We start from the raw sequence: 23,284 nt of genomic DNA on the forward strand, positions 1-23,284 counted from the left end.
AACCGGTCACTATCTTATCTTTTGCTTTGCAGTTGGATTAAACGTCGCCGTTATTGTTCCACGCAGATTGTGAAATATCCACTGCTCCCCCGGTGTTCTAATTTGAGCACCTTTTTTACAGGCTATTTTAGCTCTCTATTTTGTCACCGCACGTCAACAACGAGCTTCTCGCGGTGCTTCCATTACCGGCTTTATTATAGCGCGGCCATCTCAGCCGCCTTTTCAAGATCAACCGACACTAAGCGCGACACCCCTGGCTCGTGCATAGTCACACCCATTAGCTGATCTGCCATCTCCATGGTGATTTTGTTGTGACTAATGTAAATGAACTGCACCTCAGATGACATCTCCTTCACCATGCGAGAGTAGCGCCCCACATTGGCGTCATCCAGCGGCGCGTCCACCTCATCGAGCATGCAAAACGGCGCTGGATTAAGACGGAAAATAGAAAACACCAAGGCAATCGCAGTAAGTGCTTTTTCACCACCAGACAACAAGTGAATAGTGCTATTACGCTTGCCCGGCGGTCGCGCCATGATAGAAATACCGGTATTGAGCAAATCGTCCCCGGTCATTTCCAAATAGGCATTACCACCACCAAACACTTTCGGGAACAAGGCCTGCAAACCTGCATTTACCTTGTCGAAGGTGTCTTTAAAGCGGTTGCGGGTTTCCTTGTCGATGCGGCGTATTGCCGACTCCAGGGTTTCCAGCGCTTCTTCCAGGTCCTGATTCTGTGCATCCAGATAGTTTTTGCGCTCAGATTGTTGCTTGTACTCTTCAATAGCGGCCAAGTTAATAGGGCCCAAGCGAGCAATCCGCCGCCCCACCGACTCCAGCTCTTCCTGCCAGCGGCTTTGGCTGGCCTCTTCCGGCAAGCTATCCTTAACCGTCTCCAGGTCAAACTGCGCTTCTTGAAGTTGATCCTGCAGAGCCTTACGACGCACTTCCAGCCCTTGCCGATCAACCCGAGCTTGCTCCAGTTTGCCCCGAACGTCCTGCAGACGCAGGTCAATACCTTGACGACGCTGCTCGTTTTCCCGCAACTGGTGAGCCACCTGGTCCAAAGCCCGGCGAGCCTCTGCCAACTCTTCTTCCACCCGCAGGCGCTTATCCAAATTCGCTTCTAGCTCCATTCGCAAATCGTCAATGGGGCTATCGTTATCGCCAAGGGAGGCCTCGATCTGGGCGCGGCGCTGGGCCAACATCTCTAATTGCTGTTCGCTACGGCTGATATTTTGCGCTACCGCATCGCGCTGGGTCCGCAATGACTGGTGCCGCATCGCCAATTGATGAGAGTGATCTTTACTCTGGCGGGCCTTTTGTCTGGCGGCATCCAGTACGCTACGACTATTATCTCGATCTTTCAGCAAATTCTCGCGCTTGCCAGAATCCTGCTCCATTGCCTCAATGGCTTCTTGCAGGGTCATTCTCGCTTCTGCCAGCGACTCTTGCTCTAGCTGAAACTGTTTCCGCTGCTCTTCAATATCCGCATCCAAACGCTGACGTCGAGCCAATAGCTGTTCATTTCTGGCTTGTTGCGCACTCAACTCGGCTTTAACTTCACTTTGCTTCCGGCTGTGCTGCTGCACATCGCGCTGGGCTGCCTCCCGATCCTGCTCAAAAACTTTAAGCGATTCCCGGCTAGATTCCAGTGTGCTTAACAGTTCAGCCAGCGTGGCTTCCTGAACATCAACCCGCGCCTGCAAGTCCTGCAACTCCTGTTGCCGCTGCAATACCCCGCCTTGCTCCGCCTGGCCTTTGCTGACTCGCAGCCAATGGGCACCAAACCACAGTCCCTCTGGGGTAATAACCGACTCGTCGGCAGCTAATGTGCTACGCATAGCCAAGGCGTCGTTGAGATCCGTCGCCGTTTTAATTTTTTGCAGCGCAGCAGCCAAGGCACCTGCCCCCGACACTTTATCGGCAAGACTGCCCGGCGTAGCAGTGACCTCATCAGCCACTTCAACAAAATTCAGCTGGCCTTGTTCCAGATCATTTAAAAGACTGGAAACCGACGCCAAAGAGTCAATCTGCAAAGCTTGCAGCTGGTCAGCCAAAACTGTTTCTACCGCTGTCTGCCAAGTTTCATCGACGTTTAAATGCTCAGCCAACACCGGCTGACTGCTGAGGCCGTGTTTTTCCAGCCAGGCTTGGGCCTTGTCATCATTTTGCCCTAACGCCGCTTGTTGCAGGGCCTCTAGCGAGGCGGCCCGACCACGTCCTTTTTGCAGCTCACTACGCAGGCGATCCAGTTCGTCTTCGCCCCGCTTGATATCGTCTCGGCAGCGTTCAATTTTAGGCAGCAGCTCGTCCAATCGCGCCTGCATGGACTCGCCTTCTAGTTCCATTTCTGCTGCTTGCTGCTGCAACAGCTCGATTTCTTCGCCATCGTCGTCGCCGACAAGGCCTCGACGCTCCTGCTCAACTTTTTGAATGCGTTCCTGTAGCCGTTGCAAACTCAGTTCAAGATGTTGAATTCGAGATTGCTCTACCTCAGCACGCTGCCTCGGCTGGGCGGCATCCTGATTGAATTCGTCCCAGCGCTGTTGCCACGACTGCATGGATTCTTCTGCCACGACCAAGGCTTCGGTGGCCACTTCTTCCTCTGCTGCCAACATTTCCAGCTCGGGTGTTAACTGTTCCAGCTCTTCTTCCCAACGCAAGGCATTTTCCTTGTCGCCTTCTAGGTGCTGGCGCGTTTCAAGCTGGCTCGCCTCCAATTGCTGCAAATCATCACTGAGCTGACGCTGACGTTCTTGTTGATGCTGAATGGTCTGCTCGGCCTTGGCGATTTCAGTGCCGATACTGTAAAAACGGCCCTGAACTTCGTTAAAACTATCATTGAGCTGGCTGTGCTGATCCCGAGCTTGCTCGATGGCCGTGTCGACCGAAACCTGCTCGGTGACGACAGCTTCTCGGTCCAGCTCCAAGCGGCTGATGCGCGATTCCTTTTCTTTAACCTGATCGTCCAACTCGCTCCACTGCAATACCTGCAACTGCGCTTTGAGTAAGCGCTCGTCTTTTTTGTATTCGGTGTATTTTTCTGCCGCAGCGGCCTGGCGTTGCAAATGCTGGAGCTGACGTTCCAGCTCATCCCGCAAATCGGTCAAACGCTCCAAATTCTCTTGGGTACGGCGCATGCGGTTTTCGGTTTCCCGGCGGCGTTCCTTATACTTGGAAATCCCGGCGGCTTCTTCAACAAACACCCGCAGCTCTTCTGGCTTAGACTCAATCAAGCGGGAGATCATGCCCTGCTCGATAATCGCGTAGCTGCGCGGGCCCAACCCAGTACCCAAGAAAATATCGGTGATATCCCGGCGGCGGCATTTGCTGCCATTTAAATAGTATTCAGACGTTCCTTCCCGGGTGACCTTACGGCGTATCGCAATTTCGCTGTAGCGGGCATATTCACCGCCCAGTTTCCCGGCGCTGTTATCAAACACCAACTCAATAGAAGCCTGGCCGACGGGCTTACGATTGACCGAGCCGTTAAAAATAACGTCGGTCATCGACTCGCCCCGGAGGTTTTTGGCCGAGCTTTCGCCCATTACCCAGCGCACCGCGTCGATGATATTAGATTTGCCGCAGCCGTTAGGGCCTACCACCGCAGAGAGGTTAGACGGGAAGTGAACCGTAGTTGGATCGACGAAGGACTTAAACCCCGCCAGTTTGATACTTTTCAGACGCATAGAATGCTAGGAAATCCGTTTTGTGGTGGTGACCGTTATTTTTCAGCAAAGCGAGATTATAGCCTGCCCGACTCTGAGTAAAAGCAGAAATTACAGGCTGCGACAGCCAAAGCAGCAATTAAGCGAATTTTACGCCCTCATGGGCGTAAAACAGCATAGAGAGAAGGAAGACAAACCATAAAAACCATCACCGGCAACAATCATGTTCTTAGTAGCGATTATTTTTCAAGCTGCTGATTAATCAGCAGCGTTAACGCTTTATCCTCACCGGCTTCGATGGTTTGCGGCGCGGCGATCCAATCTCCATGTTGACGAATAGCGGTGCCATTCAAGCTGATATGCGCCGTAATCACCAAATTGGCAAAATCCTTTAAAGTCTTGCCCTGTCGAATCACATCCGCGTCAGTGATGAATACCGACACCGGCCAAGAGGATTGATTCACCCCCCGACGCACCGCCGCTACCGGCATAGGGTTGCCGTCATCGCTCTTGGCCACCACAAACAAAACCCCATCTGGCGTCGCCCCCAAATCAGGATCAACAGCAACGCTAACGCTCAAACCGCTCAGCTCACCTGCTGCCTGTGCTCTTTCCTTTGCCGTCGCCAAGCCTTGTTGAATGACCGCCTGCTCACTGCTCCCGGCCGCCAAGCCCGGTAACAGTCGCTGCCAGTAGTCAATTGCCGTTAAATAATCTCCCTTGGCAAAGGCATCAATACCCAGCACACCCAGAGCCGTGGCTTGCCGGGGCGCAATCGCCAGCGCCTGTTTCAGCAACTGACGCATATCCCCATCCAATTGGCGGTTATTCGCCAAATAGCGGGCTTGAGCCAGCTGGGCCATCAGCTCGGCATCATTGGGAAAGAGCTCCAACAAGCGTTGGTAATACGGCGCTGCCCCGGCAAAATCACCCGCCTGACGACGCAAACTCGCCATCATCGACAGATGATCCGGGCTATCCGGGCGCTTGGCCAAGGCGCTCTGCAAACGCTGCTCAAATTCCTCTAAAAGCTCAGGGCTAAGCTGCGGGGCTTCGACAATCTCCTGCTGCATTTGCCGCAATGCTAAATCTTCTTGGTAGCCCAACAGCTGATATAAGAGGATGGCCAGCAGAGGAATCAGCAGCAGTAATACATATAAACTGCGCTGTTTACTCTGCAAACCCTCAAAATCCGGACGCTGGTCGGTTTCATTTACCAGCTGCCGCTTGAGCTCCTGCTCTAGCTCTTCCAGCTGGCTGGCATCAATAAGGCCGGTGTTAAAATCGGCTTTTAACTCCTGCTGGCGTTGACGAAAGAAGGATTGCTGAGCAGCAAGATGGCGCTGTGCATTCACGGCTTGCGGTCGCTTACGCGCAGCAGCCAACACAATGATCAGCGCCACCAGCACGAGAATTCCCATACCCAGATAAAGCTCAATCACGCTGAGAACCTCCCCGCGCATCATCACCCTCATCCATTAATTGGCTTAAGCGTTGTTGCTCCGCTGTGCTCAACTCTCCGCTGACCGGCACATCACCACTGCGACGCGCCGACAGCCGCCACCACACCAGCCCGCCTAACAACACCAAGGCGATAGGACCAAGCCACAATACCGACGTGGCCGCCGACATTCGGGGGCGATAAAGTACAAAATCGCCGTAGCGCTGGAGCATATATTGGGTAATTTCAATATCGCTTTTGCCCGCCATAATCATGCGATGAATTTCTCTGCGTAAATCTTGAGCAATGGCCGCATCAGAGCCAGATAGATTCTGGTTCTGGCATTTGGGACAACGCAGCTCATCGATAAAATTCTGGTAGCGTTGCCGCTGCACATCATTGTCAAAGCGATAGGTTTCGATCACCGCAAAACTCGACACCGAAAACAACAACGCCAATATCAATACCAGGGGCTTCATTGCGACGACTCGTTCAGCTTCGCTAGCTGGGGCAAAAACTGCCTGTCCCAAACTTGTTGATCCAAGGCGCCCTGGTAACGAAACCGCACAATTCCCTCAGCATCGACCAAATAGGTTTCGGGGGCACCGGTCACGCCCAAATCAAGACCAAACACCCCGTCGGGATCAAACAAGGTCGCCACATAGGGGTTACCTTTTTCTGTTAGCCAATTTTTGGCTTCCGGCGCATTGTCCTTGTAATCCACTGAATAAATGCGCACACCCTCTTGCGCCAACTTTAGTAAAAAAGGGTGTTCAAAATGACAACTGGGACACCAGGTTGCCCACACATTTAACAAAAACCAATCGCCGCCCAGTAAATCCGCGCGCGTTAGGGTTTGACCGGTGCTCAACTCGGTTAGAGCAAAGCCTGGCAAGGGTTGATCAATCAAGGCCGAAGGCATGGCGGTGGGACTGTATTCGCCAGTTTGCACTCGCTTCTCAACGCCAAAAAAAACCGCCGCCAAAATGACAAAAATCACCAGCGGCAGAAAAAGCTTAAGCCTTTCCATAGTCGACTCCTGTGTTATCGGCAACGGTACCGGGTTTGCCTGTGACTCGATAACGACGATCAAAAATCGCTAGCAGGCCGCCTAATGCCATTAACACCCCACCGCCCCATATCCACCGCACAAAGGGTTTTATATGAATTCGTACCGCCCAGGCATCGCGACCCACTGGTTCGCCCATCGCCACATACACATCTCGCCATATACCGGCATCAATCGCCGCCTCGGTCATCACCTGCTGACCTCTGGCGTGATAGCGCCGTTTTTCCGGGTGCAAGTCGGTTATGATTTTGCCGTCTTGAAAGAGGGTGAAATGGCCTTGTTGGCCGCGATAATTTGGGCCTTCAAGTGGGTTGATGCTGTTAAAACGAAGACGGTAACCAAAGGCGCTTTCGGCTTCTTCTCCCACCGCCAAACGAAGATCCCGCTCATCGTGAAAGCTGGTAGTCATCGCAACCCCTAAAATACTGCAAGCCAAGCCCAGATGGGCGATCAACATGCCATAATAAGACGGACTCAGACGCTTCAAACCTTTTGCCAAACTGCTGGCGTGGCGCAGCTTAAACCGTAAATTCACGACGCTGCTACTCACGATCCAAGCGGTCAGCAAAACCCCCAGCGTGGCGCCAATATGAAATTCGCCACCCAGCCAAGCAGGTAAAATCAGTGCCAGCAAGGCACTGGCAACAAAAGCGCCCAACATGGTGGGCCACCAATCTTGCCAGCGACTGCGCTTCCACTGGGTAGATGGGCCAAGGCCCAGAGCCAAGCCCAGCAAACAACACAGCGGTACAAAAATAGCGTTGAAATACGGTGGCCCCACAGAGTATTTACCCAGCCCTGCAAAATCCATAACCAGCGGAAACAAGGTTCCCAGCAACACGGTGAGGGCTGCCACAATCAACAGGATATTATTGACCAGCAGCAAGGCTTCTCGAGACAGTTTAGTGAAGGAGACATTGCGATTTTCGCTCGGTGCTTTAAAGGCGTACAAGGTTAAAGAACCCCCCACGACCAACACCAAAAAGCCCAAAATAAACATGCCTCTAGTAGGGTCAGCGGCAAAGGAATGCACCGACGTTAATATCCCTGAACGGACCAGGAAAGTCCCCAGCAGGCTCAATGAAAAAGCAAAAATTGCCAGTAGCAACGTCCAACTTTTAAAAGCGCCGCGCTTCTCAGTGACAGCCAAGGAATGGATCAAGGCCGTACCCACCAACCAAGGCATAAATGAGGCGTTTTCTACCGGGTCCCAAAACCACCAGCCACCCCAGCCTAATTCGTAATAAGCCCACCAGCTTCCCAAGGTGATGCCGACGGTCAAAAACAGCCAAGCGATATTGGTCCAGGGCCGTGACCAACGCGCCCAGCTGGCATCCATTCGACCACTGAGCAAAGCGGCAATAGCAAAGGCAAAGGCCACGGAAAAACCAACATAACCCACGTATAACATGGGCGGATGAATCACCATGCCGGGATCTTGCAGCAGCGGATTAAGGTCCTGGCCCTCTGCTGGAATATTAATGAGATGGCGGGCGAAGGGATTGGAGGTAAACAGCGAAAAGCTGAAAAAGCCCACGGCAATCATGCCCATCACCGACAGCACTCGGGCCAGAATATCCAAGGGTAACTGCCGAGAAAACAAGGCCACCGCGATGGTCCATAGCGTCAGAATTTCCAACCACAGCAACAGCGAGCCTTCATGGCCACCCCACAAGGCGCTGAACTTATACGCCACCGGTAATAAAGTATTGGACTGGGCAGCAACAATATCGACGGAAAAATCGTCGCTGATAAACGCATAGACCAGGCACAGCGTTGAAATACTGGTAAACACAAACTGCCCCAGCGCCAGATAGCGCCCCGAGGCCATTGCTGCTGCATCTCCCCGGTAGACGCCGACCATCGGCAAAATGGCCAAAGCCAACGCAAAACAGAGCCCCAGAATTAAAGCAAAGTGACCTAGCTCAACTATCACGTCCCAGTCGACTCCTTGGCTGCCGCGGCTTGCGCAGCCGCCCTCGCCTCGGTCTTTTTCAGGGCATCACTCACTTCAGGGGGCATATAATTCTCATCGTGTTTCGCCAGTACTTGGGTGGCATAAAACACGCCATCGCTCCCGAGGTTTCCCGAAACAACGACGCCCTCACCCTCGGCAAATAAATCGGGGAGAATGCCTTCATATTCAACCGGGACTACGGCGCTAAAGTCGGTAACCACAAACTGTACCTTTAGACTATCCTCACTGCGTTTGATACTGCCCTCTTGTACCATGCCCCCGGCGCGAATCTTTTTGTCCAATGGTGCTTTACCGGCAACAATGTCTGCCGGGGGATAAAATAAATTGATATTTTCTCGCAGGGCGTAACCTAAAAAGGCCGCCGCAACCGCGACAAGCAACAAGATAAAGATGACGATCATTAATCGTTGTTTACGGACAGGATGCATTAGCCCTCACTCCTCTGAGCCGATTGTTCCCGACGCAGCACGGCGCGAATCCGTTGCTCTGTTAGCCGTCGGCGTCGAGCTGGCGCCATCACCAACGCCAGCAAGACCAGCGCAGAAATGCCGTAACAAAACCAAACATAGCTGCCGTGACCATCCATGCTCCACAACGCAGAAAAACTCTCAAAAACCACGCGTTTACTCTCCCACCAGCGTTTTCACCCAACGGGTGTTGCGCTCTCGTTCCAAAATTTCGGCTCGGGTATAACTCAATACCATCCAAGCAAAAAACAGATACATGCCACTGATCGTTGCCAATAACGGCCTTAGCATACTGGGATGGATGGACGATTCACCAACAAATTTGATACTGGCGGGTTGATGCAGGCTATACCACCACTCCACCGACCAATAAATAATAGGAATATTCACCGCACCAACAATGGCCAGCACCGCACAGGCCTTGGCTGCCGCGTCACGATTTTCAAAGGCTTGATGCAGGGCAATAATGCCTAAATACAAAAAGAACAGGATCAGCACCGAGGTAATTCTGGCATCCCACACCCACCAGGTTCCCCAGGTCGGCTTTCCCCAAACTGCGCCGGTAAGCAGCGCTAAAAACGTTAGCGAAGCTCCAATTGGGGCAATGGCTTTCATCACCATTGCCGCCAGTTTCATTCGCCAGATCAAATGAATGGCACCAGCGGTGGCCATTACCATATACCCGCCCATGGCCACCGCCGCAGCGGGAACATGAATATAAATGATTCGAAAACTATTACCTTGTTTGAAGTCTTCTGGCACAAATGCCAGCCCCCAAACACTGCCCAACACAAGCAGCACCACAGCTGGCAAAGCTAACCAGGGAATCAAACGGCCGCTGAACTGATAAAACCAGCGTGGCGATCCCCATTTATGTATAAAAGCCCACATTGCCAAAACCGATACCCTAAGCTAGTAAATTCAACATGCCTTGCAAATATTCATTAACACTCAAAGCGACTGCATGCTTGAGGTCATTACGTCCTCGACACACGTTTAACAACTGCAACGCCTCATTGTAAAACAGCACGGTCCTTCGCACTGTAGTCCATTGGTCCCATTATTGGTCTACGCTGATCCGTAACGACGCTGAAATAGCCAATGGTGCCAACGCAATCGCGAGCAATAAAAACCCCGCCAGCACCGATAACTGCGGCAAATACGCCGCCGATTCTGCTGCAGACTGGACGGCACTGCTGCCAAAAATCAGCACCGGAATATACAGGGGTAGCGTAATCAATGACAGCAACAGCCCCCCTTTTCGCAGCCCCACCGTTAGCGCAGCCGCGATGGCACCAATAAAGCTCAACACCCCAGACCCCAGCAGTAAACTCATCATCATTACTGGCATTCCGGTACTGGGCATTTGCAGAATTAATGCCAGCACCGGCGAAATCAAACTCAACGGTAGTCCGGTCATCAACCAATGAGCCAAGACTTTAGCCATAACTTGGGGATATAAGGGCACAGGGCTGAGCAGCATCTGCTCAAGACTGGCATCGTCAAAGTCGCCCCGAAACAAATGGTCCGTCGCCAACAAAGACGCGAGCAGTGCCACCACCCAGACGATGCCCGGTGCCAATTGGCCCAGCAGCGCTGGATCGGGGCCGATGCCCAATGGAAACAGCGAGCAGACCATCAAGAAAAAAATCAGCGGGTTGCTCCACTCACTTCCCCGGCGCAACGCTGCCGAGAGATCGCGGCGCAATACCGCCATCGCCACGCCAAACAGACTAATGGAGGCTGACATCACCGCCTCCCAACTCCAGCAACCGGTGCTGCCCTTGTGTATTGAGCGTGTGGTGGGTGGTTAGCAATACCGCCCCACCCTCGTTACAAAAAGCCTCCAACCACCCCTCGATCTCCGAGACACCTTGCTGGTCTATCGCGGTAAACGGCTCATCCAGTATCCACAACGCGGCCGGTTGGCAAAATAAACGGGCCAGTGCCGCACGACGCTGCTGACCCGCAGATAAGCTGGAACAGGGCTGCTGTTCAAAACCTGTTAAACCGACTTTGTTCAACGCAGCAAACAATTTTGTCTCTGCCACCACCAAGCCCTGAATAGCGCAGGACCAGCGCAGATTTTCCAGCGGACTCAGCACGGCTTTATTACCCAAGCCATGACCGAGATAAAGGGTATCGCTGCGAAATTGCGCTAGCACCTTTGACATCTCTTCGCCCCGCCAGAACACCTTGCCCTCATAACGGGAGGACAGGCCCGCCAAAATCCGTAACAGGGTGGTTTTGCCACTGCCATTTGGCCCGGCGATTTGCAGCATTTCTCCGGCGAACAGAGAGAAACTCAACGAGGAGAACAGGATGCGGTCGTCACGTTCACTAAAAAGTTGTTGAATTTGCAGAAGGGGATCAGCCAAAACCGCGCTCGCCAGTGGGTAAAAAACTCGGCCAAGTATATACGAAGTGAAGACAATTTCCCCGCACCGGGATTTTCAATTCTCGAACCGAAGTTAAAGAACCGGAGGGTTAACCCAAAAAAGAATTAAACTTGGTTCTTACGCTGGGACCACTGTGCGACATCATTAGCCAACAAATCCAAATACGCCATTGCCCGACGACGCTCTTCGCGACTGCCGCCATCCTCTAGCTTCAAGAGTAAATCCCGCACCCAGCACAACTCTCGACTAAAGTAATGCAGCTCTTCAACAACACGTTGGTCTACCATTGCCGCCGCAGCCTTGTTTTGAACAACACGGCTATCGTCATTTCGACTATCACCACCATCTTGCCACCAGCTCTTTGCCGTATCCGTCGTTAAATCTGGCAAGCTCTGAGCCTCCGCGTTATGGCTGAGAATATCCACCTTGGCTTCCGGCGCAGCTGTTGTGGGCTTGTGATGTAAACCGCCTGTCTTCTGCTGGGACGAAGACGCAAATGAGGGGATTGAGTCGGTAGGCGTATGAACATGATAACGGGGCTGCTCTAACGCCTGTTGTAAACGACGGCTCAACTCGCTATCGACTACCGGTAACGCATCACCCCGCTGGGCGCAGGCAAACATCTCGGTCAAACTAGAAACTACAGCATCAATCAAGTTCAGCAAGGCCGGGCTCAATACAGCACGACGCCCCCGCATTTGTTGAATCACATCAGCCCCAGACAAGGACAGCTCCGCAATGGATTCCATTTCCATCACCCGGGCACCCCCATATAGGGTATGAAAACTGCGATGGATATTGTCGAGAATTCGCTGGCTATCGTAGCCGTATTGCAACTCACTTACCTGCATCACCAAGCGTTCGACAATTTCCTCAGCCTCCGCCAAGAAAATAGTCAATAAGCCATCGCCACCTTCACTGTCTAGCATCTTGACTTACATCCTCGATATTGGCGGCGTATCGCCCGCACATTCAGAATTGACCTTAGGGAGAAAAGCAGGCCAGCATCGCCGCGAGCTTTTTCTCTAGCATTGCGGCAGTAAAAGGCTTAAGTAAAAAACCATTAACGCCAGCCTGCGCCGCATGGCTAATATCCTCGCGATTGGCCTGGGATGCCGTCATTAAAACTGGCGTTTCCCACAAACGCTTATCCGCTCGAATTGCCCTGAGTAAATCTAAGCCGGTCATTTCCGGTAAGTCCAAATCGCAAATCAAAAAATCTACCCGTTGATTATGCAACGACGTTAAAGCACTCAGCCCTTCACTGGCTTCGGAAATATGTCGACAACCAATATCCATCAATAAATTACGTAGCATTCGCCGCATACACGCGGTTTCATCCACCAATAAAATTCGCAATTCAGCCCGACGTAACGGTTTAACCCGTTGATCACCGCGATCATCGCCATCCACACTGCCTTCGCCAAAAGGATCTGGGCCCATGCCATCAAAATGACGGTTCATACGCGCTGGGCTTCCGCAGCAATGGACTCTGAGCTTAAGAGCTGTTCAACAAAAAATTCCAAATGCCCCTGCGAGCGCATCGCCATGGGCCAGGCACTCACCTCTTCTGCCAAACGTTTCAGCGCCCGCGCCGCCGGGCTGCCAGGGGCTGCTGTTAATAACAATTGCTGCTTACGCACGGCATTACGTAGCGCTTCATCAAACGGAATCGTGCCAGCATATAGCAAGCCAACATCCAGAAAGCGGTCGCAAACACCTTGCAGCTTTGCAAACAGTGCTCGGCCTTCTGTCTCGCCTTTGACCATATTGGCTAAAATTCTAATTCGCCGTTTGCCGTAATCTTGGCTCAGTACTTTTATCATCGCGTAAGTATCGGTAATGGACGACGGCTCATCGCACACTACCAACAAAACATCCTGGGCCGCAGCCACAAAACTCACCACCGAATCGCCAATACCCGCCGCCGTATCAATAATCAACACATCCAGTTGCGATGCTAATTCGCTGAAAGCGCGAATAATGCCGGCATGATGCAAGCTATCCATCCGCGTTAACCGACGCGTGCCTGACGATGCCGGAATAATCTTTAGTCCAGACGGACCCTCCAGCATAATGTCCAGCAAACTGCATTCACCATCTAATACTTGCTCAATATTTTTAGTGGCTTTTAAGCCCAGCAACACATCAACATTTGCCAAACCAAAATCCGCATCAAGCAGCGCCACGCGTTGTCCCGCTTCGGCAAGAGCGCAGCCAAGATTAATCGACACATTGGTTTTACCTACGCCGCCTTTGCCGCCACTGACTGCAATCACTTGTACTGGCTTAACCATGCTCGCCTCCCACTCGAGGGAAAATAACATCCCAACGTAAACCCAGCCGATACTCGCCGAGCTTTCTTGCCCCAGCCATCGCCATTATTTTTTTCAGTAGCCGTTCATCAACATCGTTCACTGTTAGCAATATCACAAAATGTCCCAACGCCACTTCCTTTAAGAATGGCTTCAGGGCGGGAAGATCTTGAGACAGCCCCAGCAAACCGCCGAGCCAAGCACTAAACCCCAACACACACAGCGGCAAACTCCACAGCGTGGTCGTGCGTAGTGCCCCCTCGGGCAAGCTCCACAGCGACACCAATAAAATGGCGGCCAACAGCCCCAGCACCAAGCCCCAAAATCCCCACAAAATACTTAGCCTAAGAACACTTTTAGTTTCAAAAAATGACGCCACCGGCAAGCCTTTCTGGCTTATCGCTGCCGATGATTCCGTTACCACCGACCACTTCCAGCCGACTAAGTGACGCTGGTTCAGTAATTCTGCGACGGCTGTCACTGTCTCCAGATCATTGCAGGCATATATCAAACGCTTTGAAGCCATTTACGCGCCAGCCTTTATTTCAGGGACTGAAGTCGTTCAGAGGCACTGACAACCTCCGTTAAGCGAATTGCCAATTTCTCATCTACCACGACCACCTCGCCCCTCGCAATTAAAGTCCCGTTGACCAGCACATCCAAGGCTTCCCCCGCCTGCCGGTCCAGTTCGACAACACCGCCTTGATGCAACTGCAGCAAATCCCGAATGGCCATATCCGTACCGCCCACTTCCAGGGTCAAGCGCACGGGAATATCCATCACCCGTTCCAAATCGGGTTCGGCAGCATTGCGGTTTTGCAGGCGCTCGTCCCCAATGCTGGTATTTGCCCGTTCTAAGTCGACACCGTCCGCTTTTGAATTCCCCGAAGCGCTTATCTCTGCTTTCAATGCGTCTCGCTGACGTCGCAAATCATTATTTTGGTCATCCATATTTTTCCTGCTTTACACCTTTACCCGCGTGACGACCGACTCACCACGACAACAATCACGTTTGACTACAAGGACTCGTTTAACTTGAGTGCCAGTTTGTTATTGATAATGCCTAGGCTTGCCCGATACAACGGCATGCCCGCTGCTTTTAACACGGCCTGATTCTGATGCCCCAGCTGGATCACATCACCGGCTTGCATCTGGGTCAATGTTCGCAAGCTGATATTTTTTTCTGCCAGAGTACAGTGGGTGCTGACCCGGGTATCCATCACCGCACTGCGAATAGACCGACGCCATAACGGGTCGTCGCTAAAGGAACGGTCCAGCAAGTCGGGCCGCATCAGTGTATTGCGGACCGGTTCCAAGCAGGACATGGGAAACACCAGATGAAATTCGCCACCGGTGCCCTCACTGTCAACCACAAAGCGGCTCACCAAGACCGGGTCGGCACTGCCCGCGATAACCGCCATCACCGGATTCACCTCCCGGCTAACAACCTCACACTGTAGGTTTAACAACGGTGACCAGGCAGCATTGAGGTCATCTATTAACAAACGGGAAAAACGCTCAATCAAACGCTGCTCAGCAACACTAAAATCCCGACCATCTACGGCCGAACCGCGGCCACTGCCCCCAAATAACATATCGAGCAAACGAAAGATCAGCCGCGCATCGGCCATGATCATCGCAGCCCCGCCCAGCCCAGCCAAACGCAGCAAACTGAGGCTACTAGGGATATAAAGACTGTGTTGATAGGCACCATAACTGCTGAACTGCAGCGACTGGGGAATAATTTCGGTGGGACGACCCAATAAGCGAGAGAGGCTGGCGCGAAACTGCTCGGCAAAGCGCTGATTTAAACGCTCCAAGCCCGGCAGAGACTCTCGCCGAATATGACGCCGACTGGCCAGGTCAAAGGGCTGGGCATCGTTTGCGGCCCCATTGGCACTGATATCCTGCGTGTCGACATTGCTAAGCAAGGCATCGATTTCTTCTTGACTGAGGATATCTTTCATTACGTAACCTGCACCCTTTAGCTTTTGGCCTTTAATGTGATTGCTGAGCGCTTAATGAGTCACCTGCTTCCAACTCGCCAGCTCACGCTGATAATCGTCTAATGCCTGGCGAGCCAGGCCCAGCTCCTGCCGTGCACCATCAAAAACACCATTTCGCCCTCGTCGCTCCAGCTCCAGCAATCGCTGGGATAAGCCCACTGCACCAACACTGGCCGCCGCACCTTTTAAAGTGTGGGCAAGCTTTTGCAAAGTCTCAGCATTTTCGCCATCAATCGCAGCTTGCATCAAATCAAACTGCAATATCGCATTATTGGCAAAAACCGCTAATAGCTCATCAAGGTCGTCTCCCATCACCTCTTGGAGTTCATCAAGAAAATTCCGGTCTATGCTGCTTAAACTGCTCATATTGAATGCATCCGTTTATTCAACTGCTTTATACATACCGCTATTGCCAACGCATTGGCAGCGATCAGCTTATCCCTAATTTTCGAGAATCAATAATAATCTCGCCCAAATCAGCCAATTTTCGAGCCACACCAAGGATTTCGTCCCGAGCTTCAACCGAAGCCGCTTGATAGCCCTTAACACCATGTCGCAGCTTTTGACTTAACTCACTGCGTCGGCCCCTACTTAACGCCTTTAATATGCGGCTACGACTGGCATGGGGTAAATCCATAACCGCGGTAGCCAACAAGTCCACCGCAAGAGGCTCAATGACTTTTTTCAATTCTTGACTGGGCAAGCTAAGCAACTCATTAAAGTCGAACATCATCGCTTCAATTCGGGCGGCTCGTTGGGGCTCCATACTGCTCAGCGCCGCCAGCAAGTCGCTCTCTTGCTGCGTCGAAAGTTCTTTAAGCAAATCTGCCGCCAGTCGCTCCCCTTTCACCTGTTGCTTTAACTCAGAGCCACTGCCGTTAAGGTGACTAGACAATACTGCGTCTAACTCTTCAAGTGCCAACGACGAGATATTTTCCAGGCTCGACAAACGGTCTAACAAGTCTTGACGCTGGCCTTCAGGTAGAGACATTAATACCTGGCTGCCCTGCTTTGGACTTAAACACGCAACCAGAACCGCCTGAATTTGCGGATGCTCGTTGCGCATAATTTCAGCGATACTGTGTGCATCCAGCCAGCGCAATTTGGCAAGCTGACTATCAGAAGACAAGGCTGACAAGCGTTCACCCAACAAGCGGCCACGCTCACGGCCTAAAGCATCGTCGAGCATATGTCGCATATCTTCACGACTATACGAGCGAATATTAGACGCTTGAGCAGCATCGTGAATAAAGCGCTGCAACACGCGGTTGCTTGCGCCTTCACCGTAATCTTCTAAGTTCAACATGGCACTGCTCAACCGCTGCACATTTTCAGGGGGCAACTCCCTCAGCACCGCGATGGCTTGATCACGATCCAGCGACATTAAAACCATTGCCGCCTGCTCAGTATTACTGAGACTGCTTAAATCTGCGGAGAACTTTTGGCTACGACTCATCCTGCTCCATCCATTGACTCAGTACATTGGCGATGCGACGTGGCTCGTGCTGGGATAAGGCCTGCAAGCCCTCCGAGGCCGACTCCCCATGACGGAGGGGCTTGCGACCAGTGACACCATGGGCAATCGCGCCATAAGCAAGCGGACTACGATCAAACGACCCACGATAAGCAGACTGCCAAAACATTAGCCCGAATAAACCGCTCAAAAAAATGGCCAGCCCCACCAACACAATATCCAGATCACTAAAACTGGCATACCACAGCTGGTTCGCATTATCGAGAAAGGGCCGCGCAACCAATTGAAGCGTCGCCAGCTCTTCCTGCTCGGTCACATTAGCAGCGTTCATACCCAAGGCGGGTAACAGCAACTGCCTAATTAAACGTTGTAACTCGGGATCAATCGACTCCCTATTGAGCAATATCACCACTTTAACGGCATGCTGATTATTGCCAATCGTAGAGTCAGACGCAGCTGACACCCCGGCGTAATGCACTAACAGCCGCATATCATCGGGGGTAATGATTGGCCGCAGCAATGTCCGCAATTTGGTTTCTAAAACCGCTTCGCGCTGGCTTTGCAAATCGTAGGGGTTAACGTCGGTGCCAATGGCCACTGGCTTATGTTCAGCGCCAAATAGATTCGAAGAGGGAAAGACCAAGCGAACCAATACAGCCGATAAGGACAGGCACAGCACAAAAAACAGCAGTGCTGTGGTAATGCTTCCCCTGTGTGTCCTTAACTGCGGCAACGTCCGACCTCATACGATCAAGCTGTCGATATTTTGACAAACCACCAAGAAACGGGCGCAAAAACTGTCGAAATATTGACACAAAAGCTGCTTTTATAAGCAAAAACAGCCACTTGTCGTAAAGGTAGCAGGTTTCAGGCCAGCTTTTCGCTTACTATGCACGCGCCATAGATTAGCCAAGGGACGGTGTTACCAGCTTGCTCACCAGCGTATTTATTATTAACGGTGTTTAGTGCAGCTGGGTCACTTCAATAAAGTCGTTTTCATGCACGTCGGTCGGAATATTACCCGCATCCACCGTCTGCGCGGAATCAAAACCATACTCCTGGCGCTCACCACTGCGGTCAATTTCCAAGCTGGCAAAATCAAAGAGATTGCCGTCGGCCATTTGCGACGGGGCAATGTTTTGCATAGATGAAAATATTTTCTCGATACGGCTCGGGTCGCTCTTTTCCCAATCCAGCAGCATCTGGCGGATATTTTGGCGCTGCAAATTTTCCTGCGATCCGCAAAGGTTACACGGAATAATCGGAAATGCTTTGCTCTGGGCGAATTGCTCTATATCCCGCTCCCGACAATACGCCAAGGGGCGAATAACAACATTACGGCGATCATCAGACAACAGTTTGGGCGGCATTCCTGCCATTCTTGAACCGTAAAACATATTTAAAAACAGTGTTTGAACAATATCGTCTTTATGATGACCCAAAGCAATTTTGGTGGCGCCAATCTCTTCGGCAAAGGCGTAAAGGGTTCCTCGTCGCAGTCGCGAGCACAGGCCGCAGGTCGTTTTACCTTCTGGGATTTTTTGCTTAACAATCGAATAGGTATCTTTATTGACGATGTAATATTCAATACCCAGCGTATCCAGGTATTCTGGCAGAATATGCTCGGGGTAACCCGGCTGCTTCTGGTCCATATTCACCGCCACCAGATCAAATTTGATCGGCGCGCTCTTCTGCAAATTCATCAGAATATCCAGCATGGTGTAGCTGTCTTTACCACCAGACAGACACACCATAATGCGATCGCCCTCTTCTATCATGCAGTAATCGTCAATCGCTTGACCGGTATGACGGCGGATGCGTTTTTGCAGCTTGTTAAATTCCAGCTTAGACAAGGTGGTCATGGGGCCAACCTACTCGGGAGTGTGGGTAGAAACGAAAGGGCGGCATTATATAGAAACGGACAAATTACAGCCAATGCTTACGGCGGCCAGAAACGCTAAAGTCCATTCAATCACGCTATTTGATCGCAAAACCGCCGCCAGTTTGCACTTCTGTCACACGGTCCACTGGCAATCTTTGCCCGACATGCTTATCATTACCGCGCCAAAAATACCTGGCACGAGGTGTAAAGGTACCTCTAATGCGTTTCTGGTAAATTCCTGCCCAGCACCCGCTCAGCGATAATGTGCGGTAAAGTACTTGGCCAAGAATGAGTTAAATGTATTAGAGGTGCCTTTTCACGGCCAGACCCCGGCACGGGTGCAGCGTCGGAAGGTGTAATCCACCTCCGATTGCACCCGCTCTCAAATTCTTGATCAGAGTCTTTTACCAAATACCAACAAAGGGAACGCTCCATGAAACAACCCGTTCGCGTCACCGTTACAGGTGCAGCCGGCCAGATTGGCTACGCTCTTCTTTTCCGCATCGCCTCCGGTTCCATGCTGGGCGAAGACCAACCCGTTATTTTACAACTGCTGGACATCACTCCTGCTCTTGACGCCCTGCAAGGCGTGAAAATGGAGCTGGAAGATTGCGCATTCCCACTGCTGGCCGGTGTTGTTTGCACTGACGATCCCAATGTTGGTTTTAAAGACTCTGATTATGCTCTGCTTGTTGGTGCCCGCCCTCGCGGTCCCGGCATGGAGCGTAAAGACCTGCTAGAAGCCAACGCAGCGATCTTCTCGGTACAAGGCAAAGCCATTGACCAAAACGCCAGCAAAGACATCCGCGTATTGGTTGTCGGCAACCCAGCCAACACCAACGCCCTGATTACTCAGCGCAACGCACCGTCTATTCCTGCTCGCAACTTCACCGCAATGACTCGCCTTGATCACAACCGCGCCATGACGCAAATTGCCCAGAAAACCGGCAAAACCGTCAATGACGTCACCAACATGACCATCTGGGGCAACCACTCTGCCACTCAGTATCCAGACCTGTTCAATGCTAAAGTCGATGGCAAAACAGCATCTGACCTCGTTGATCAAGCCTGGCTGGAAAGCGACTTCATCCCCACTGTTCAACAGCGTGGCGCGGCGATCATCAAAGCACGTGGCGCCTCTTCTGCCGCCTCTGCTGCCAATGCTGCCATTGACCATATGCGCAGCTGGGCACTGGGCACCGAAGGTGACGACTGGGTATCAATGGGCGTTTACAGTGACGGCAGCTACGGCATCGCCGAAGGCCTGATCTACTCTTTCCCTTGCCGCTGCAAAGACGGTCAGTGGGAAATCGTTCAAGGTGTTGAAGTAAATGAGTTCAGCCGCGGTAAAATGGACGCGACAGCTCAAGAACTGACCGAAGAGCGTGACGGTGTTAAGCACCTTCTGCCCTAAACCGGTTTAGCACCCTGGCGATTCACTCATCGCTAGACCGCTAACGTCAAAAGCGACCTCCGGGTCGCTTTTTTTGTTTTAAACCACCAAAAGATCTAAAAACGTAATTCAAAGCCGCTTAATCACCCCCGTGTGACACACACCTCCCCAGCGATACCGGCGGCAACGGCGGTCTACTGGATACCGGCTCAGAGGCCGGTATGACGACAAAAAAGCACGCTGAGCAGAAGGCTTTACAAAACTTTTCTGCTAAAAACTGGCAGTTTCCTCACCCCCATCTATACTCACAATGACACACACAAAACGATGGAGGACATTGCCCCACATTTACAAAATCTGCAAAAAAGAAGTCAACTGAAGTACTCCAAAAAATAATAGTCAGGAGATTACTATGCTCTCAGTTCACCGTTACTCAAAAAACCTTATTATCGCGCTGCTGTTGTCCGTGTTTGCCGTTCCAGCCGTTGCAAGTAGTATCAACGTCGTCTACGACGAAGCGACCTCGCGCTCTTCAAAACGTGTTCAGGCCTTATTTCTGGATTCCAATATTTCTTCTCGATTAATAGAAGTTGCCGAGCAAGATTGGCGAATCCCCGACGGTCTCACCCTCCATTTTGTTGATTCTGACGAACCAGAAATGTATTACGGCGCGGGTAACAACGAAATCGTTGTGTCCTACGCGTTTTTACCTGATTTTCAGAAACAATTGAAAAAAGTTGGTATTGGCAACAGCAAGCAAGAGCGCTTAGAAACCTCGCTGCGTTTTACCCAGATTTTGATGTTTATGGAGTTGGGTTACGCCATGTTCGATAAGGCCGATGTCATTACCACCGGCCGAGGTGAGCAAGAGTCCGTCGCATTTATGATCTCCACCATTATGGAATCGGACAAACGCCACGGCATCGACACCTTTGAAGTACTAGGCGCGTTTCTTGCCCTTTCACACGAAGCCTCAATCAGCCCCGAAGGGAGCGAAATTCGTCAGTATTGGGGGAATCGTGGCTTGATTATGAAACCGCCCTACGACGAGTTTTGCCTCATTGTCGGTAGCGCAACAGAAAAGTACCAAGACCTAGCCAACCAGCTGAAATACTCAACAGAGCGGGTTAGCGAATGTCAGGATAAATTCGCTAACAATAACAACAGCTGGATGAAGCAGCTGCAACCCTTCCAACGCTCAAAGGTAAGCGTCGCAGCCGATCTTTAAGCGCCGCCAATCCCCTTCCCGCCAGCCTACCGCAGCATTGCCGCGGTAGGCTTTTTTACTCCTCTATATTCATTACCGTCGCACCAAATTCCGTATGTCATATACCGCTATATTGTTAAAAAACAAGCAATTATCGCGATCTCTGTGCAACTTTCTTTGACACAAGCAAGGCCCTACCGGTTAAATGGTAATGCTAATTTCCCCACTGTCACTTACGCATCCTGGACCTTTGATTGAACGCCACGACCATTAACACACTCTTTTTGATTGGGTCCGTACTGGTTGCGGCGAGCATTCTATTCAGCGCCATGTCCTCTCGGTTGGGCATTCCCATCTTGGTGATTTTTCTCGGCGTTGGCATGATGGCCGGGGTCGATGGCTTTGGCGGCATTGTTTTTGACAACTATCCTCTCGCCTATTTAGTCAGCAACCTGGCATTGGCGGTCATTCTTCTCGACGGCGGGATGCGCACCCGTACCAGCAGCTTCAGGGTGGCGCTGCGACCAGCCCTTTCTCTTGCCAGTGTTGGGGTATTGATTACAGCCAGCCTGACTGGAGGGCTGGCCGCTTATCTGTTTGACCTGCCCTGGCTAGAAGGCATGTTGATTGGCGCTATTGTCGGCTCAACCGATGCCGCTGCGGTATTCTCGTTGCTGGGGGGCCAAGGCCTTAACGAGCGGGTCTCCTCCACCCTGGAAATCGAGTCGGGCAGCAACGACCCAATGGCCATGTTCCTGACCATTGCCTTGATTGACCTCATTGCCGCGGGCCAAAGTCAGATTGGCATTGGCATGTTGTGGCATTTACTGGTGCAGTTTGGGCTGGGTCTGTTTTTTGGTTTAGCCGGGGGCTGGCTGCTTTGGCGTCTGATCAACCGGGTCGAATTGGCCAATGGCTTGTATCCTCTGCTGGCGGTAAGTGGCGGGTTAATTATTTACGCCGTCAGCACCGGCCTTGGCGGCAGTGGCATTCTGGCTATTTATCTCTGTGGTTTGATCATTGGTAATCGGCCCATTCGCAACCGCCACGGCATTTTGCATATGTTCGACGGCTTGGCCTGGCTCAGCCAAATCGCCATGTTCTTGGTGCTGGGTTTATTGGTCACCCCCAGCGAGATGCTGCCCATTGCCCTGCCTGCACTGATATTGGCGCTGTGGATGATCTTGGTTGCCCGCCCCGCTGCGGTGTTTATCAGCCTTGCACCGTTTCGCAACTTTAACCTGCGTGAGCGGCTGTTTATTTCTTGGGTGGGTTTGCGGGGCGCGGTGCCGGTTATTCTGGCTATTTTTCCGATGATGGCCGGATTGGAAAATGCCCAGCTATTTTTCAATACCGCGTTTTTTATTGTCTTGGTCTCACTGCTCATACAGGGCAGCAGCTTAAGCTTTGCTGCCCGCAAAGCCGACGTATTAATACCGCCTATTCCCATGCCCATCTCTCGGGTAGGTATGGAGGTGCACCAAGCCAGTCAATGGGAATTATTCGTCTACGAGCTGGGGCCAGAGAAATGGTTTATCGGCAACGAACTCCGCGCGTTGCATTTACCCACTGGCACCCGCATTGCCGCGCTGTTTCGGAATAAAGTCCTGCAACACCCCAGCGGTAGTACCCAGTTATTGGCCGGGGATATTCTCTGCGTTATTGGCCACGAGGCCGACTTGCCCGCACTGGGAAAACTGTTCAGCGAGCCACCAAAACAAGCTTTGGATATGAGCTTTTTTGGCAGCTTTTTGCTCGACGCCAATGCCCGCTTGGGTGACTTGGCGGCGATTTATCCCATACCCTTAAAAGAGATTGACCCCGACGAAACCATCGGCAATTTTGTCAATCAGCGCGTAGGGGGCAAAACCGTCTTAGGTGACCACATACAGCACTGGGGGATGATCTGGACCGTTGCCGAAATGCAGGGTGAGCAGCTCCACAAAATCGGTGTGAAGCCCGTCAGCTAGCTTCTAATCTCA

At 52.0% G+C, this 23,284-nt stretch carries 23 protein-coding genes; 3 read left to right on the top strand and 20 right to left on the bottom strand.

Translation table 11 applies throughout. From position 1 onward, the window contains the following. Nucleotides 1-194: 194 nt before the first annotated feature. From smc to ttcA, 20 genes are all read right to left on the bottom strand, one after another. Nucleotides 195-3,692 (bottom strand): chromosome segregation protein SMC, encoded by a 3,498-nt coding sequence (gene smc, locus IMCC21906_RS11435; protein ID WP_047012274.1) that lies wholly within the window; start codon nucleotides 3,690-3,692, stop codon nucleotides 195-197. Between the two features lie 218 nt (nucleotides 3,693-3,910). Continuing rightward, entirely contained in the window at nucleotides 3,911-5,113 is a 1,203-nt protein-coding gene (ccmI, locus tag IMCC21906_RS11440) for a c-type cytochrome biogenesis protein CcmI (RefSeq protein WP_197085894.1), read from the bottom strand. Then, complete coding sequence (locus tag IMCC21906_RS11445; RefSeq protein WP_047012276.1) at nucleotides 5,106-5,591, bottom strand: cytochrome c-type biogenesis protein; 486 nt, start codon at nucleotides 5,589-5,591, stop codon at nucleotides 5,106-5,108. The genes ccmI and IMCC21906_RS11445 overlap by 8 nt, the downstream gene beginning before the upstream one ends. Beyond that, the gene (locus tag IMCC21906_RS11450; RefSeq protein WP_047012277.1) at nucleotides 5,588-6,142 is read right to left on the bottom strand and encodes a DsbE family thiol:disulfide interchange protein; all 555 of its coding nucleotides are present in this window, start codon (nucleotides 6,140-6,142) and stop codon (nucleotides 5,588-5,590) included. Before IMCC21906_RS11450 ends, IMCC21906_RS11445 begins: the two co-directional genes overlap by 4 nt. Continuing rightward, nucleotides 6,129-8,117, bottom strand: coding sequence for a heme lyase CcmF/NrfE family subunit (locus tag IMCC21906_RS11455; RefSeq protein ID WP_047012278.1), 1,989 nt, complete (start codon nucleotides 8,115-8,117; stop codon nucleotides 6,129-6,131). The genes IMCC21906_RS11450 and IMCC21906_RS11455 overlap by 14 nt, the downstream gene beginning before the upstream one ends. Then, complete coding sequence (gene ccmE / locus IMCC21906_RS11460) at nucleotides 8,114-8,587, bottom strand: cytochrome c maturation protein CcmE (protein ID WP_047012279.1); 474 nt, start codon at nucleotides 8,585-8,587, stop codon at nucleotides 8,114-8,116. Before ccmE ends, IMCC21906_RS11455 begins: the two co-directional genes overlap by 4 nt. Continuing rightward, nucleotides 8,587-8,778: a heme exporter protein CcmD gene (gene ccmD, locus IMCC21906_RS11465; RefSeq protein ID WP_047012280.1), complete on the bottom strand. Its 192-nt coding sequence runs from the start codon at nucleotides 8,776-8,778 to the stop codon at nucleotides 8,587-8,589. The genes ccmE and ccmD overlap by 1 nt, the downstream gene beginning before the upstream one ends. Before the next feature lie 4 nt (nucleotides 8,779-8,782). Beyond that, complete coding sequence (locus tag IMCC21906_RS11470; protein ID WP_047012281.1) at nucleotides 8,783-9,517, bottom strand: heme ABC transporter permease; 735 nt, start codon at nucleotides 9,515-9,517, stop codon at nucleotides 8,783-8,785. A 169-nt stretch (nucleotides 9,518-9,686) separates the two neighbouring features. Further along, nucleotides 9,687-10,376: a heme exporter protein CcmB gene (ccmB, locus tag IMCC21906_RS11475; protein ID WP_047012282.1), complete on the bottom strand. Its 690-nt coding sequence runs from the start codon at nucleotides 10,374-10,376 to the stop codon at nucleotides 9,687-9,689. Continuing rightward, the gene (gene ccmA / locus IMCC21906_RS11480; RefSeq protein ID WP_047012283.1) at nucleotides 10,360-11,004 is read right to left on the bottom strand and encodes a cytochrome c biogenesis heme-transporting ATPase CcmA; all 645 of its coding nucleotides are present in this window, start codon (nucleotides 11,002-11,004) and stop codon (nucleotides 10,360-10,362) included. Before ccmA ends, ccmB begins: the two co-directional genes overlap by 17 nt. A 125-nt stretch (nucleotides 11,005-11,129) precedes the next feature. Then, nucleotides 11,130-11,954 (bottom strand): Hpt domain-containing protein, encoded by an 825-nt coding sequence (locus IMCC21906_RS11485; protein ID WP_047012284.1) that lies wholly within the window; start codon nucleotides 11,952-11,954, stop codon nucleotides 11,130-11,132. 55 nt (nucleotides 11,955-12,009) lie between these two features. Then, entirely contained in the window at nucleotides 12,010-12,489 is a 480-nt protein-coding gene (locus IMCC21906_RS11490; RefSeq protein WP_231580260.1) for a response regulator, read from the bottom strand. Then, nucleotides 12,486-13,322, bottom strand: coding sequence for a MinD/ParA family protein (locus IMCC21906_RS11495; protein WP_047012285.1), 837 nt, complete (start codon nucleotides 13,320-13,322; stop codon nucleotides 12,486-12,488). Before IMCC21906_RS11495 ends, IMCC21906_RS11490 begins: the two co-directional genes overlap by 4 nt. After that, a complete protein-coding gene (locus IMCC21906_RS11500; RefSeq protein WP_047012286.1) occupies nucleotides 13,315-13,866 on the bottom strand; it encodes a hypothetical protein in 552 nt (183 codons plus the stop codon). The genes IMCC21906_RS11495 and IMCC21906_RS11500 overlap by 8 nt, the downstream gene beginning before the upstream one ends. A 14-nt stretch (nucleotides 13,867-13,880) precedes the next feature. Next, nucleotides 13,881-14,291 carry a flagellar motor switch protein FliN gene (gene fliN, locus IMCC21906_RS11505; RefSeq protein ID WP_047012287.1) on the bottom strand — a complete coding sequence of 137 codons (411 nt, stop codon included), beginning with the start codon at nucleotides 14,289-14,291 and terminating at the stop codon, nucleotides 13,881-13,883. A gap of 65 nt (nucleotides 14,292-14,356) precedes the next feature. Next, nucleotides 14,357-15,307: a flagellar motor switch protein FliM gene (gene fliM, locus IMCC21906_RS11510; protein WP_047012288.1), complete on the bottom strand. Its 951-nt coding sequence runs from the start codon at nucleotides 15,305-15,307 to the stop codon at nucleotides 14,357-14,359. Between the two features lie 51 nt (nucleotides 15,308-15,358). After that, entirely contained in the window at nucleotides 15,359-15,712 is a 354-nt protein-coding gene (locus tag IMCC21906_RS11515) for an Hpt domain-containing protein (protein WP_047012289.1), read from the bottom strand. A gap of 64 nt (nucleotides 15,713-15,776) precedes the next feature. Continuing rightward, the gene (locus tag IMCC21906_RS11520) at nucleotides 15,777-16,802 is read right to left on the bottom strand and encodes a FliG C-terminal domain-containing protein (protein ID WP_047012290.1); all 1,026 of its coding nucleotides are present in this window, start codon (nucleotides 16,800-16,802) and stop codon (nucleotides 15,777-15,779) included. Then, the gene (locus IMCC21906_RS11525) at nucleotides 16,792-17,499 is read right to left on the bottom strand and encodes a hypothetical protein (RefSeq protein WP_047012291.1); all 708 of its coding nucleotides are present in this window, start codon (nucleotides 17,497-17,499) and stop codon (nucleotides 16,792-16,794) included. The genes IMCC21906_RS11520 and IMCC21906_RS11525 overlap by 11 nt, the downstream gene beginning before the upstream one ends. A 283-nt stretch (nucleotides 17,500-17,782) precedes the next feature. After that, a complete protein-coding gene (gene ttcA, locus IMCC21906_RS11530; RefSeq protein ID WP_047012292.1) occupies nucleotides 17,783-18,682 on the bottom strand; it encodes a tRNA 2-thiocytidine(32) synthetase TtcA in 900 nt (299 codons plus the stop codon). A 453-nt stretch (nucleotides 18,683-19,135) separates the two neighbouring features. On the opposite strand from ttcA, the gene IMCC21906_RS11535 reads away from it, so the two are divergent. The 3 genes from IMCC21906_RS11535 to IMCC21906_RS11545 all read left to right on the top strand — a co-directional run bounded on the left by IMCC21906_RS11535 (nucleotide 19,136) and on the right by IMCC21906_RS11545 (nucleotide 23,272). Continuing rightward, nucleotides 19,136-20,116: a malate dehydrogenase gene (locus IMCC21906_RS11535; RefSeq protein ID WP_047012293.1), complete on the top strand. Its 981-nt coding sequence runs from the start codon at nucleotides 19,136-19,138 to the stop codon at nucleotides 20,114-20,116. A 391-nt stretch (nucleotides 20,117-20,507) separates the two neighbouring features. Further along, nucleotides 20,508-21,323 (top strand): DUF4344 domain-containing metallopeptidase, encoded by an 816-nt coding sequence (locus IMCC21906_RS11540; protein WP_047012294.1) that lies wholly within the window; start codon nucleotides 20,508-20,510, stop codon nucleotides 21,321-21,323. A gap of 233 nt (nucleotides 21,324-21,556) precedes the next feature. Continuing rightward, a complete protein-coding gene (locus IMCC21906_RS11545; protein WP_047012295.1) occupies nucleotides 21,557-23,272 on the top strand; it encodes a potassium/proton antiporter in 1,716 nt (571 codons plus the stop codon). Nucleotides 23,273-23,284: the final 12 nt, after the last annotated feature.

This window comes from Spongiibacter sp. IMCC21906 (assembly GCF_001010805.1).
GTDB lineage: Bacteria > Pseudomonadota > Gammaproteobacteria > Pseudomonadales > Spongiibacteraceae > Spongiibacter.